The sequence below is a fragment of the Rhodococcus sp. OAS809 genome (assembly GCF_040546695.1).
In the GTDB taxonomy this organism is placed as follows: domain Bacteria; phylum Actinomycetota; class Actinomycetes; order Mycobacteriales; family Mycobacteriaceae; genus Rhodococcus_F; species Rhodococcus_F qingshengii.
In genome coordinates, this window is record NZ_JBEPOI010000002.1 from 438,920 (window position 1) to 451,360 (window position 12,441).

12 protein-coding genes are annotated in these 12,441 nt (G+C 62.9%); 5 read left to right on the forward strand and 7 right to left on the reverse strand.

Annotated features, from left to right (window positions below):
- Positions 1-175: 175 nt before the first annotated feature.
- The 3 genes from ABIE52_RS05235 to ABIE52_RS05245 are packed head-to-tail and all read left to right on the forward strand — an operon-like array spanning position 176 to position 1,465.
- On the forward strand, positions 176-370 hold the full coding sequence (locus ABIE52_RS05235) for a DUF1918 domain-containing protein (protein WP_003941743.1): 195 nt from the start codon (positions 176-178) through the stop codon (positions 368-370).
- A 57-nt stretch (positions 371-427) separates the two neighbouring features.
- Positions 428-1,051 (forward strand): TetR/AcrR family transcriptional regulator, encoded by a 624-nt coding sequence (locus ABIE52_RS05240; protein WP_050655320.1) that lies wholly within the window; start codon positions 428-430, stop codon positions 1,049-1,051.
- A gap of 57 nt (positions 1,052-1,108) precedes the next feature.
- Positions 1,109-1,465: a PLD nuclease N-terminal domain-containing protein gene (locus ABIE52_RS05245; RefSeq protein ID WP_003941757.1), complete on the forward strand. Its 357-nt coding sequence runs from the start codon at positions 1,109-1,111 to the stop codon at positions 1,463-1,465.
- 1 nt (position 1,466) lies between these two features.
- Here ABIE52_RS05245 and ABIE52_RS05250 read toward each other — a convergent pair whose 3' ends face one another.
- Positions 1,467-2,357 carry a LysR family transcriptional regulator gene (locus tag ABIE52_RS05250; protein WP_042921818.1) on the reverse strand — a complete coding sequence of 297 codons (891 nt, stop codon included), beginning with the start codon at positions 2,355-2,357 and terminating at the stop codon, positions 1,467-1,469.
- 83 nt (positions 2,358-2,440) lie between these two features.
- Here ABIE52_RS05250 and ABIE52_RS05255 point away from each other — a divergent pair, with 83 nt between their 5' ends.
- Entirely contained in the window at positions 2,441-3,337 is an 897-nt protein-coding gene (locus ABIE52_RS05255; RefSeq protein WP_042921816.1) for an EamA family transporter, read from the forward strand.
- 34 nt (positions 3,338-3,371) lie between these two features.
- On the opposite strand, the gene ABIE52_RS05260 is transcribed toward ABIE52_RS05255, so the two are convergent.
- The gene (locus tag ABIE52_RS05260; RefSeq protein ID WP_003941729.1) at positions 3,372-3,965 is read right to left on the reverse strand and encodes a TetR/AcrR family transcriptional regulator; all 594 of its coding nucleotides are present in this window, start codon (positions 3,963-3,965) and stop codon (positions 3,372-3,374) included.
- 55 nt (positions 3,966-4,020) lie between these two features.
- Between ABIE52_RS05260 and ABIE52_RS05265 the strand changes: the two genes are divergently transcribed.
- Positions 4,021-4,440, forward strand: coding sequence for a PaaI family thioesterase (locus ABIE52_RS05265; protein WP_230587613.1), 420 nt, complete (start codon positions 4,021-4,023; stop codon positions 4,438-4,440).
- An 18-nt stretch (positions 4,441-4,458) separates the two neighbouring features.
- Here the strand turns inward: ABIE52_RS05265 and ABIE52_RS05270 are convergent, their stop codons facing one another.
- The 5 genes from ABIE52_RS05270 to ABIE52_RS05290 form a co-directional block, all read right to left on the reverse strand.
- Positions 4,459-5,388 (reverse strand): NADP-dependent oxidoreductase, encoded by a 930-nt coding sequence (locus ABIE52_RS05270; RefSeq protein ID WP_030537111.1) that lies wholly within the window; start codon positions 5,386-5,388, stop codon positions 4,459-4,461.
- Positions 5,389-5,454: 66 nt separating this feature from the next.
- Entirely contained in the window at positions 5,455-6,267 is an 813-nt protein-coding gene (locus ABIE52_RS05275) for a mycofactocin-coupled SDR family oxidoreductase (RefSeq protein WP_007733124.1), read from the reverse strand.
- A 94-nt stretch (positions 6,268-6,361) separates the two neighbouring features.
- Positions 6,362-8,728 carry a malto-oligosyltrehalose synthase gene (treY, locus tag ABIE52_RS05280; RefSeq protein ID WP_158170107.1) on the reverse strand — a complete coding sequence of 789 codons (2,367 nt, stop codon included), beginning with the start codon at positions 8,726-8,728 and terminating at the stop codon, positions 6,362-6,364.
- Between the two features lie 13 nt (positions 8,729-8,741).
- Positions 8,742-11,081 carry a glycogen debranching protein GlgX gene (gene glgX, locus ABIE52_RS05285; protein WP_030537109.1) on the reverse strand — a complete coding sequence of 780 codons (2,340 nt, stop codon included), beginning with the start codon at positions 11,079-11,081 and terminating at the stop codon, positions 8,742-8,744.
- A gap of 57 nt (positions 11,082-11,138) precedes the next feature.
- Complete coding sequence (locus ABIE52_RS05290) at positions 11,139-12,431, reverse strand: adenosylmethionine--8-amino-7-oxononanoate transaminase (protein WP_030537108.1); 1,293 nt, start codon at positions 12,429-12,431, stop codon at positions 11,139-11,141.
- Between the last annotated feature and the right edge of the window lie 10 nt (positions 12,432-12,441).

The window sequence follows — 12,441 nt, forward strand, 5'->3', positions numbered from 1 at the left end:
CGATGGTGAACGGGAATTCACCCATGAGTGAACCACTGTTCACCCGTCGCTGTCACCTTCGGTGAATATGCGATTTCTCACGACGGCAACTCGCCCCAGGGTTTCCGAGTCGGCATGGCGGGAACAACGTCAGTGGTTGGTCTGCGCCTGCGCGAGCGGGCAGCGAGGAGGAGTGATGCATGCCGAAGTGGGTGACCGTCTCCACGTCCAGGGGCGCGTGGTGGGGCAGGCGGAGGTAACTGCCGAGGTTCTCGAGGTGCACGGCGAGGACGGCGGTCCTCCGTATCTGGTCAGGTACGACAACGGCCACGAGGCGTTGGTGTTTCCCGGTAGCGACGGCTGGATAGATCACCCCGGAAAAGGCTCCTGAGCTGCACGATTCTTTCCATGCATGGTCGTTGCATCGAATGCGGCTAAAGTGTGCGCAATGGAGGGCAGACGCCAGTACCACTCCCGCGTGCGTGAAGCTTCCGCGCAGCGAACGCGTGAACTCATTCGTGATGCGGCGACGGCCTTGTTTGTTCGAGACGGGTATGTCAAAGCCACCGTCAAGCAGATTGCCGCCTCGGCCGGCGTCGCCGATCGGACGGTGTTCACAGCCTTCCCCGGCGGGAAACTCGAGATCTTCGAAGCGGCCCTCGCTGCGGCGCTCGATGCCGAAGAGGTTCCACTCGGCGCGCCGAACCTGGCCTCGGACCCCGATGACGTTCGCCGGATCGTCTCCCAGATCGTGGCTCAGGGCATCGGACTGCTCGAACGTGCCGGCGCTCTGATGATGGTCGCGGTCGAATCCTCGGGTGCGGATGCCGACATGCGTCGACTATCCGAGGAGTCGTCGGATCAGTCGGCCGTCAATGCGATGTCGATAGCCGAGGGTCTCTCCGAGCATGGCTTGTTGAGGCCTGAGATTTCGCTCGAGAAAGCCGCGGGCATACTTGCCGCTTTCGTCTCGCCTCAGCTTCATCAGCAATTGCGTCGGGTCAGTGGATGGGACGTCGATGCGTACCGAGGATGGCTCGAGTTCAACATTCGCCAGAATCTAATGTACTAATTGGTCTGTTTTCGTTAGCATGGCGAGGGTTTTTTATTCTCGGGAGGAATCGCCAGCGTGCCCTATGCCTTGTTCGGCCTCATCACGATGTTGCTGTGGATTTTCTGCATCGTCGACGCCATCACGAGAGATGACGCCTACATCCAGTACCTACCCAAGGTCGTCTGGATTCTGATCATCATCTTCCTTCCTACTTTGGGATCGGTTCTGTGGCTGGTGGTCGGGCGCGGACAGAACGCGCCCCGCGGTTACGTCGGCCCAACCGGTTACGGCGAATACGAGCGCCCGGGACGTGCCGTTGCGCAGGATCCGGCGGCGGACGAAGCCTTCTTGCGTCAGTGCCGCGAGCGGGCGGAAGAGCAGCGTCGAATTGCCAAGCAGCAGCGCCGCGACGGCGACGCTGATCGGATGTGAGTTATCGGTAGGCCGTGAGTCGGTCCAACACGAGCCGAAGCGGCGGCCACGACGATCGGCCGCGACGCGTCACCGCATAGGCAGTGAGGATGACGGGCGGATCGACGAGTGGTTCGACGCGCACGCCTTCGCGAGTCTTGCGTTCGAGCGGCATCAGCCCCACGCCGTAACCACTGAGGATCAAGAGTTCGACCAAGTCGAGACTGTCGATCTGGTGAGTGATCCGAGGGGTGAACCCGGCCAGCGACGCGAGGGTTCGCACAGCGCGCTCGTCTGCCGTGTTGCGTGAGTTCACTATCCATGACGTGTCGGCGAAGGCGCGGAGATCGATTCCGGATTCTGTGGACTTGTCGGGAGCTTTGGCGTCGTCGGGAACACACAGTCCCCAGGGCGTCGACCAGAGCGGAATTGCTTCGAGTAGTGGGCTCGGCGACGCGGGGGCAAGGTTGTAGTCGTACGTCAGTGCGAGGTCTAGATCGTCGCGTTCGAGGAGTGCAAAAGCCTCGACGGGTTCGTATTCGTAGATCATCACGTCCACCTGCGGGTGACTGCGTTGCAGGCTTCGAGCGACGGGGAGCATCGCGGTTCTGATCGCAGTTGCGAATCCGCCGACTCGCAGGGTCCCCACCGGTTCCGCGTCCGGATCGAGGTCCAGGCGAGCTGCATCGACGGCTGCCAGGATGGTGACGGCATGATCGGCCAGTCGTTGACCGGCCGGCGTCAGCCGCACCCGGCGACCGTCGGGCTCGATCAGTGCGGTACCGGTCTCCGCGGTCAAGGCCGCGAGTTGTTGGGACACTGTCGACGTCGTGAGGTTGTGCGCTTCGGCGACCGCACGCATCGAACCCAAGCGGGAGAGTTCGAGGAGGAGATGGAGTCGACGGGTTTCCATCCTTCGATCATTCACTAATCGTGAACATAATGTAGGTCAAAATCGCGTGGACACGAACGGTTGGCCTCCCGTTCAATTCAGCTATGGATACGAAAGCGCGGGCCGGAGTGGGCCTGGCTGTTTTGGCGATGTTGTGCGTGCAGCTCGGGCTCGCCGTGTCGGTGGGCCTGATCGATCAGCTCGGCGCAGACGGAGCGGCGTGGCTACGACTCGCCTGGGCAGGCATCATTCTTCTGATCATCGTCAGGCCCCGCCCTTCGGCGTTCACTCGCAAGGCGTTTCTGGCTTGCGTGGTTCTGGGTGTGGTCACCGCAGGCATGACGCTCCTGTTCATGGCAGCGGTGGAGCGCCTTCCGCTGGGAACAGCAAGCGCATTGGAATTCTTGGGTCCGCTGACGGTTGCTTTGCTCCGGGGGCGTGGCCGCGTTCTGTGGCCGGTTCTGGCAGGCGTGGGCGTCGTGCTTCTCACCGAACCGTGGGCCGGGACAGTCGATCTGGTCGGTGTGGCGTACGCACTCGGTGCGGCGCTCTGCTGGGCGATGTACATTTTGCTCACCCAGCGCGTCGGCGACGAGGTTGCCGGTATCAACGGGCTGGCGGTGTCGATGGCGGTAGCCGGGTTGGCCGCGACAATTGCCGTAGGCCACTCGGCTATCGGGCGGCTGACTCCGCATCTGATTCTCGTGGGCCTCGGACTCGCGATCTTGCTGCCCGTCGTGCCGTTCGTTCTGGAGATGGTCTCGTTGCGAAGGCTGTCCACGGCGGCGTTCGGCACGCTGATGAGTCTCGAGCCTGCTTTCGCGCAGCTTATCGGTCTGGTTGTGCTGCAACAGGTTCCGAGTGTTCTGGCCGTGGCAGGTATCGCGTGCGTCGTCGTCGCAGGGATCGGCGCGGCCCGCGGTGGTGCTCGAGGTGGCGCCCGGAAGCCGACTGAGCCACCCTCCGATTCCGAGCGAACGTACCTTTCGGCGCCTTCATGAGACCGAGAGTGCCGTTCGCTCAGGTCGCGTTCGCTCAGTGCGAGTGCGCCGCGGCGATTGCTCCGTCGAACACGTCGGCGACCTCGCCGAGGGAATCGAGAATCGGCTGACCGGATCGTTCGACGCGAGCCCGCACCAGCGAGCCCTCGAGCGCGGACACTGCCAGGACGGCAAGCCGTTCCGCTCGCGCACGTCCGACCCCGGACGCGATCAGTGTGTCGCGCAGTAGCGAAGTCCACTGTCGATACACCGCCTGTCCGGCGGCTGTCACGCTCTCCGAATCGGGGGCAAGTTCCAACAACACCGTCGTGATCGGCGAGCCTTCGTGGAAATCCGAATCGCTCACCCATCCGGCGAGCAACCGCGCGTACTCGCGCAGCAGCGACCCGGCGTCCGATTGGCTGTCGGCGAGTTCGGTCAGGGTGTCGGTGACCAACTGCCCGCCGACGCGGACGACCTCTTCGCCGATCTGCTCTTTGCCGCCGGGAAAGTAGTGGTAGAGCGAACCTTTCGGCGCCCCGCTCGACTTGAGGATCTCGTTGAGGCCCGTTGCCGCATACCCCTGGCGGCGAAACAGATCGGCCGCAGCTCGTACGAGTGCTTCGCGGTGTTTCGGGGGAGTCGCCACGAGTTGGAGCTTAAACACCCCAGCGATCCACCACAATCTATGTAGACTGGTCTACATGGGAAATTCTGAAATGCTCGAACAGTTGCGCGCGGTCAACGCCTCGGCGGCCTTCAACCGGTGGGCCGGATTCGAAGTCACGGAGGCCGAACCGGGTCGCGTTTGTCTGCGGCTCGAATGGCGTGAGGATCTGGGCCAGTACTCGGGACACCTGCACGCTGCGCTCGTGGCGGGACTCGTCGACACCGCGTGCGGATTTGCTGCTTTCACCCAGGTAGGTGTCGTGGCGGCGTCCAACTGCGCGGTCAATTTCGTGAGTCCGGGCGTCGGAACCGCATTTGTCGCTACGGCGCGCTCGGTCAAGGCCGGGCGCAAGCAGGTGTTCGTCACTGCCGAGGTACATGCCGAACGCGAAGGCGAATCGGTGCTCGTCGCGTTCGGCACCACCCTGTTGGTTCCACTCGCCCCTAAGGCCTAGGCAAGACAGAGCTGAAGGTCACGGAACGAGGATGAACTTTCCCGCGGGGTGCGAACTCTGCAACTCGGTGTGAGCGAGTGCCACGTCCGCTAGCGGGAAGGTCTTGGCGATCTTCACGATGAGGTGTCCGGAACCGGCTTGTTCGACAAGTTCGGATCGTGCCTTCAAACGCGCTTCCGCACTTGCCGGATTGCCTCCGCCGACGGACGCGAAGCCGTCGGTCTGGGCGCGTCCGAACGCGACGATGGTGACGATGCGACTCTTGTCGGTGACCAAAGCCAGAGATGCATCGACGGCTTCGTCCGTTCCGGCGGTGTCGAACGCCGCATCGACGCCGTTCGGCGCGAGTTCACGGACACGCGCTTCGAGGCCGTGGCCGTAGAGCACAGGCGTGGCGCCGAGCGAGCGCACGTAATCCTGATTCGAGGCTCCCGCAGTGCCGATCACCGTAGCTCCGCGACCAACTGCCAGCTGAACAGCGATCGCGCCGACGCCGCCGGACGCGCCGTGGATGAGAACGGTGTCGCCGGAACCGACCCGAATGGTGTCGAGGGCGTCGACTGCAGTTCCGCCGACCAGAAGGAGGCCGGCTGCCTGTTCCCAGCTGATGCCTGCGGGCTTCGCGGTGACAGAGGAGACCGGCACGACTACTTGTTCGGAGTAGAGGCCGTTGCCGGGGCTGACGATCACTTCGTCGCCGACGGTCACATTTGTGACGCCGTCGCCGACAGCCGAGACGACGCCCGCTGCCTCGCCGCCGAGGTGGATGGGAAGTTTCTCGGGGTCGGTGCCGAAAGCGCCGCTGTAGAGCTTGAAGTCGAAGGGATTGACGCCGATCGCCTTCACGTCGACCAGGACTTCACCTGATTTCGGCGCCGGTAAATCGACGTCCACCAGCTTCAGGACCTCGGGCGTGCCGTACGTCTGCGCTACAACAGTTTTGGTCATGTCTCGCGCAACCGTCCTCGGGGAAGCGATATTCCCCGAGGACGGGAAAAACTCGAGAAGATTCGATCAGCGGATCAGGGTGCCCAGATCGAGCGGCATCGCGATGCCGGTGATGTGATGGGCCTCGTCGGAACCGAGGAACGCGACGGCGGCGGCGATGTCCTCCGGCTGGCTGACCGGGTCGGGCAAGGTCTGCATGAAGATCGGACCGAGTGTGTGGGCGTTGGCGTCGATGAGCGGCCGCATGTCCGTCATCTGCATTCCGGTTTCCACGCCGTGTGGGTGGATGGTGTTGACCCGAATGTTGTACTGCCCCAACTCCGAGGCCATCGTCTTGGCCAGACCGGTGATGCCGTGTTTGCTCGCGACGTAATGGCCGAGGAAGGGGAGGCCGCGCAGGCCGGCGACGGAGCTGGTGAAGATGATCGAGCCACCGGTGCCTTGCTTGATCAGGTGCGGGATCGCTGCCTTGGCGGTGTGGAAGACGCCGGTCAGGTTGACGTCGAGCGTTTCCTGCCACTGCTCGGGCGTGATTTCCCAGGACATGTTGGCAGAACAGATTCCGGCGTTCGCGACGACGACGTCAAGTCGCCCCAATTCGTCGATGCCGGCCGCGAGCGCCGCGGACAGTGCAGAGAAGTCGCGAACGTCGGTCTTGGTAGCGACAATTCGACGGTCCAGGGCCTTGACCAGTTCGACTGTCTCGGCCAGGTCGTCGTCGGTGGCGCCGGCATACGAGGTGGATTCGAATTGAACACACGCGTCGACGGCGATGATGTCTGCGCCCTCTTCTGCCAGCCGGACAGCTTCGGCGCGCCCCTGACCACGGGCGGCTCCGGTGATGAAGGCAACTTTTCCGGTGAATCGACTGGCGGCCATGCTCAAACCTCCGACTAGTGGTGATGATCTGCTCTTCGGAAGTTAGCGCGACGAAGTTCTTTTCGGGGGTGAATGCCCAGTCAGCGGAAACCGCTCAGCGCACCCTGTTCAACAGGGCACATGGCCCGGCAGCGAAGATGTCCCGCGCATCCGAAGACAAGACGGGTTGTCCGCTCAGTGCGTCGACCCATTCGCCATCTGGCAGGTCCACTCGCGTATCTCTCCAACCGTGCGACGAGAGTCTGAGCGAATGTCGCGTCGCCAGAGCAACGACCATAGGCGGATCACCTGCCGGGCCGCGCGAGAAGCCGACCAGATGACCGGATCCGGAACCTGAAGCGAAGACCGGCCGGTACTCACCGTGATCGAACCACGAGGGGTTCTCCCGCCGCAGTGTCAGTGCCGTGCGAACGAGGTGCAACTTTGCGGTTCCTGTTGCGTCGATCGGCGCGGTGCCGGAATCGAGCAGTGATCGCCTCGTTCCGTAGTCGACAAGCCGCCGGTTGTCCGGATCGACCAACGAGTCCTCCCACAGCTCAGTGCCCTGGTAGACGTCGGGAACGCCGGGCCCGAGAAGTTGGAGCAGCTTTTGGCCGAGAGAGTCCGACCAGCCGTGACGCGCGATCCGGCCGACGAATTCGCTGACCGAATCACCGACCGGGCCGTCGATCACCTCGTCGATCCAGCGGTGCACTGCCGACTCGAAGTCGACGTCCGGATCGTTCCAGGAAGTCCTGGCGCCGGACTCGCGGACGGCTTTCTCCGCATAGGCGTGCAAACGCTCGCGCAGCTCTGGAACCGAGGCTGCCGAGCGGCCGTCCGTCGGCCACACACCGATGATGTTCTGCCACAAGAACAATCCGGTAAGCGGATCAGGGCTGGGGCACACGTCTTCCCACTCGCGAATCAGCCGGGCCCACAGGGTCGGCACTTGAGACACAACACCGATCCGTGCCCGCACGTCCTCGCCGCGTTTGGTGTCGTGAGTGGACAGACTCGTCATCGCGCGCGGCCACCGCTTCGCTCGGTCCGCGTTGTGGAGATGGAATTCGGCGACGGAGACGGCAAGCGATGCAGGGTTGCCGCCGACTTCCTGACGTGAGACCAGGCGCGCCGTCCGATAGAAGAGTCGATCTTCGACGGACTTGGCCATGACAGCGCCACACACCTGCTGGAAGCGAACTGAGGCCTCACCGCTGTTCACCAGGGATTGCGCCAACACGTTGAACGATGGTTCATGTCCGGGAGCCAATTCGTGCATGTCACCGACGATCCGAGCGGCCAAACCGGCGAGGGGACTGTAGTCGGATCGGTACACCGGCATCCGAGCGATCGCGACGACAACTGCGTCGTTCAGTTCGGTTTCACTGCAACGACTTCCGGTTTCGCGTCGGATTGCACGCACGAGCCTGCGAACCTCCGGTGCAAGGTCACCGCGCCCGGTGTCGCGTTTGAACTGACGTTCGGTGTGATGCAACCATGCACTGTCCCCGTCGTCGCCGGTCAGATCTGCCGAGAGTTCGGTCAATTCGAGTTCGGCGGCGGGATCGACGAAAACGCCGCCCAGCTGATTGAGGGCGTCGTATCCGGTGGTGCCGTCGATCGGGAGCATCGGATCGAGTGGTTCCGTATGGCCGAGGATCTTTTCGATCACGAGCCACTGATCTGGTCCGATCAGTTCTCGCAGGCGCCCGAGATATTCCGCCGGATTCGCGAGTCCGTCCGGGTGATCGATGCGAACGCCGTCGATCAGTCCTTCGTCGACCCACGACTTCACTTGCCGATGGCAGAGTTCGAAGACTTGGGGGTCCTCCTGGCGCAGCGCAGCGAGTTCGTTGACGGCGAAGAACCGTCGGTAATTGACGATCCCTGCGTTCCACGGTACGAGTCGGTACGACTGCCTGGAGTGCACCTCCTGTGGAGATCCGAATTCAGTACCGGCAGCGATGGGGAAGCGGTGCTCGTAGAACGCGAGAAGTGTTTCCTCGCCATCTTTCTCGACAGTCAGTGCGTCGAGATCGTCCGGGCTGCCCAGTACCGGGAGTGAGAGTTTGCCGTCGGCGCCGTTGGCTCCGTTGTCCTCGGCCCAATCGATGTCGAAGAAATGCGCGTACTCCGACGACTGCCCGTGCGTGAGAACGTCCCACCACCAAGCATTTTCGCGAGGTTTGGCGACACCGACATGGTTGGGGACCAGATCGACGATCAGGCCCATCCCACGTGATCGAATGGCGCGCGAGAGCTCCACCAGGGCCTCGCGGCCACCAAGTCCTTCGGACACGGTTGTCGGATCGGTGACGTCGTAGCCGTGCGTCGATCCGGACGTTGCCGTGAGGATGGGGGAGAGATAGAGATGTGAGACCCCCAATGCCTCGAAGTAGTCCACCTGTGCGGCCGCATCACGAAGAGTGAATGCATCCGGTCGCAACTGCAGTCGGTAGGTGCTGGTTATCGGGGCCATGTGCACGTCTCCCTCAAGCGGTTCTGCGAAGTACCGTCAATGCTCGCGCTTTTACATCCAATGTTGTTCCGGCTTTGATCACGGTATCGCTCTCACCGGTGGGGACCGAGGTGTCGAGTACGACGGTCCACTCCGACGCGTAGTCCGCGTTGGGGGTGGAGAATTCGAGATCTTCGTAGTGGGCGTTGAAGCAGAGAAGGAACGAATCTCCGGTGACGCGCTCGCCACGGTAGTTCGGTTCCGGGATCGCGTCACCGTTGAGAAAGACAGCCAACGACTTGCCGAAACCGCTGTCCCAGTCGGCCGGAGTCATCTCTTCGCCAGACGGCGTGAGCCAGGCGATGTCGCGACTCTGATCGCCGCTTCGAATAGGTCGCCCCTCGAAGAATCGACGACGCCGGAAGACCGGGTTCTTGGCGCGCAAGGCAATTGCGCGCTTGGTGAACTCGACGAGGTCGGCGTTGGTTTCCGCGAGAGTCCAATCCATCCATGACAGTTCCGAATCCTGGCAGTAAACGTTGTTGTTACCCTGCTGAGTTCGGCCCATCTCGTCGCCGTGAGCAAGCATCGGGGTGCCCTGGCTGAGCATCAGCGTAGCCAGTATGTTCCGGCTCTGACGGCCACGCAGTTCGAGGATTTCCGGGTCGTCGGTGGGGCCTTCGACCCCGCAGTTCCAAGATCGGTTGTGCGATTCGCCGTCGTTGTTGTTCTCGCCGTTGGCTTCGTTGTGCTTCTCGTTGTACGAGACTAGGTCGTGGAGGGTGAAACCGTCGTGAGCGATGACGAAGTTGATGCTCGCGCCAGGGCGACGTCCGGTGGCCTCGTAGAGATCAGAGGATCCGGTGAGACGGGAGGCGAACTCCCCCAGCGTTGCCGGCTCACCACGCCAGTAGTCGCGGACGGTGTCGCGGTATTTGCCGTTCCATTCGGTCCACAGGCCGGGGAAGTTGCCGACCTGGTAACCGCCTTCGCCGACGTCCCACGGTTCGGCGATCAGCTTCACCTGACTGACGATCGGATCCTGTTGCACGAGATCGAAGAAGGCCGAAAGGCGGTCCACGTCGTGCAGTTCACGGGCGAGTGTCGAGGCGAGGTCGAAGCGGAAACCGTCGACGTGCATCTCCGTGACCCAGTACCGCAGAGAGTCCATGATCAATTGCAGCGTATGCGGATGACGGGCGTTGAGGCTGTTGCCCGTTCCGGTGTAGTCCATGTAGTGCTCTTCGTCGCCGTCGACCAGGCGGTAGTAGGCGGCATTGTCGATTCCGCGGAAGCTGATGGTCGGCCCCATGTGATTGCCCTCGGCGGTGTGGTTGTAGACCACGTCGAGGATCACTTCGATACCCGCCTGGTGGAAGCTGCGCACCATGGCTTTGAATTCCGCTACGGCCGCATCGGGTTTCGTGGCCGAGGAGTAGTCGGTGTGCGGAGCGAGAAAGCCGAAGGTGTTGTAACCCCAGTAGTTTCGCAGACCTTGGTCGAGAAGCACCTGATCGTGCATGAACTGGTGGACCGGCATCAGTTCGATCGCCGTGACACCCAGATCGGTGAGGTGCTCGATGATCACCGGATGAGCGAGCCCCGCGTACGTGCCGCGCAATTCCTCCGGAACTCCGGGATGCGTCGCGGTCATACCCTTGACGTGCGCTTCGTAGATGACCGTCTCGTGATACGGACGCTTCGGCGAGTGGTCGGACGCCCAATCGAAGAACGGGTTGATGACGACGGTCGACATCGTATGGCCGAGCGAATCATGTTGGGGGAAAGGGATGGTGGCGGGTTCGTCGACGAGTGGTTCCGGCTCGAAGGGTTCGGGCTCGAGGATCTCGTCCGATTCCTGATCGCCCGTGGGCGAGTCGTCTTCGAGGCCCACCTCGTCCGATTCGGCTTCCGAACTCGTTTCGTCGGTAGCCTCTTGCGGCCCCACGGCGGGAGATTCGTCGTCTCCTGAAGGTTCGGGGTCCGCCGCCGATTCGACGTCGTACGAGAACAGCGAACGGTCTCCGTCGAAGTCTCCGTCGAACGCTTTTCCGTACGGGTCCAGCAGGAGTTTGCTCGGATCGCATCGCAGACCTGCAGCCGGATCGTACGGCCCGTGTACGCGGTAGCCGTATCGCTGGCCGGGGGATACCGACGGAAGGTACGCATGCCAGACGTAACCGTCGACCTCGTCCATCCGAATGCGGGTTTCGGTTCCGTCCTTGGCGATCAGGCACAGCTCGACGGCCTCGGCGACCTCGGAGAAGAGCGAGAAATTGGTCCCAGCGCCGTCGTAGGTGGCACCGAGTGGGTACGCACTGCCAGGCCATACCGGGATGGGAGTGGCTGAGGTCTCGCTCGGCGGTTGATCCATGAATCAGACCCTATCGGGTGCAGCCGATCGAATCTCGTCGACTGTCTACGGTGCCGATCACCGTTTCGCCTGGCTGCGGGCGGTTGCAAGCATTCCGGCTGTGATCTGTTCCACCTCTGCCTCCGAACACAGGTACGGAGGCATCGCGTATACGAGGTTGCGGAACGGCCGGAGCCAGACGCCGGCGTCGACGGCTGCATCGGTCGCGCTCTGCATGTCGACCGGCTGTTCGAGTTCGATCACTCCGATTCCGCCTTTGACGCGGACGTCGACGACCCCGGGAATTGTGACGGCTTCGGCGAGGCCTCGAGCGAGGCCACGTTCGAGGGTTGCGACGTCACGCCGCCAGTCCATCGCAAGCAGAAGTTCGGTCGACGCCACCGCGACGGCGCACGCGAGTGGATTGCCCATGAAGGTGGGGCCGTGCATCAGCCCGCCGCCCTCACCGGCAGTGATGGTCTCCGCGATCTCCGTGGTGCACAGCGTTGCCGCCAGACTCATGTACCCGCCGGTCAGTGCCTTGCCGACGCACATGACGTCGGGACTGACGCCGGCGTGATCGGCGGCGAACAATTCTCCGGTGCGTCCGAATCCGGTCGCGATCTCGTCGAAGACCAGGAGGACTTGGTACTTGTCGCAGAGGTTACGCAGGTCGATCAGGTACGCGGGATCGTGGAAACGCATTCCGCCGGCGCCTTGGACCACCGGTTCCACGATCACCGCTGCGAGGTCCTCGTGATGCTCGGCCAAGAGCGATTCCAACTCCTGCACGTATTCGGGGAGATAGCCCGCCGGGGGAGCCTGCGCGAAGACCTGAGGGCGCAGGACGTCGGTCCAGAGAGAATGCATGCCGCCGTCGGGATCGCAGACGCTCATGGGGGTGAAGGTGTCACCGTGGTATCCGCCGCGCCAGGTCATCAAACGATTCTTCGACGGCTTTCCGAGGCTCCGCCAGTACTGCAGGCACATCTTCACTGCGACTTCGACGGCCACCGAACCGGAGTCGGAGAGGAACACCTTGTCGAGGTGAGGTGGTGTGATGTCGACGAGCAGTCGCCCGAGGCGAGCGGCGGGTTCGTGCGTCAGTCCGCCGAACATGACATGGCTCATTTTGCCGAGCTGCCGTGCGGCGGCGGTGTCGAGCACGGGATTGCGGTAGCCGTGAATGGCGGCCCACCACGAGCTCATCCCGTCGACCAATCGGCGGCCGTCGGAGAGCGTCAGGGTAGCCCCCTGCGCAGAGTCGACGATCAGCGGACGAGTCGACGCGGGAAACGATCCGTACGGATGCCAGAGGACATCGGCATCGATGGCGGAGACGTCATGGGGATCAAGTCCGGTTGTGAGCACGGATGCACCC

Excerpts from the sequence above, each read along its gene's own strand:
- ABIE52_RS05255 (WP_042921816.1), top strand. The coding sequence starts at position 2,441 with ATGGATACGAAAGCGCGGGCCGGAGTGGGCCTGGCTGTTTTGGCGATG.
- treY (WP_158170107.1), bottom strand. The coding sequence starts at position 8,728 with ATGGCCCCGATAACCAGCACCTACCGACTGCAGTTGCGACCGGATGCA.
- ABIE52_RS05240 (WP_050655320.1), top strand. The coding sequence starts at position 428 with ATGGAGGGCAGACGCCAGTACCACTCCCGCGTGCGTGAAGCTTCCGCG.
- ABIE52_RS05235 (WP_003941743.1), top strand. The coding sequence starts at position 176 with ATGCATGCCGAAGTGGGTGACCGTCTCCACGTCCAGGGGCGCGTGGTG.
- ABIE52_RS05270 (WP_030537111.1), bottom strand. The coding sequence starts at position 5,388 with ATGACCAAAACTGTTGTAGCGCAGACGTACGGCACGCCCGAGGTCCTG.
- ABIE52_RS05265 (WP_230587613.1), top strand. The coding sequence starts at position 4,021 with ATGGGAAATTCTGAAATGCTCGAACAGTTGCGCGCGGTCAACGCCTCG.
- glgX (WP_030537109.1), bottom strand. The coding sequence starts at position 11,081 with ATGGATCAACCGCCGAGCGAGACCTCAGCCACTCCCATCCCGGTATGG.
- ABIE52_RS05250 (WP_042921818.1), bottom strand. The coding sequence starts at position 2,357 with ATGGAAACCCGTCGACTCCATCTCCTCCTCGAACTCTCCCGCTTGGGT.
- ABIE52_RS05275 (WP_007733124.1), bottom strand. The coding sequence starts at position 6,267 with ATGGCCGCCAGTCGATTCACCGGAAAAGTTGCCTTCATCACCGGAGCC.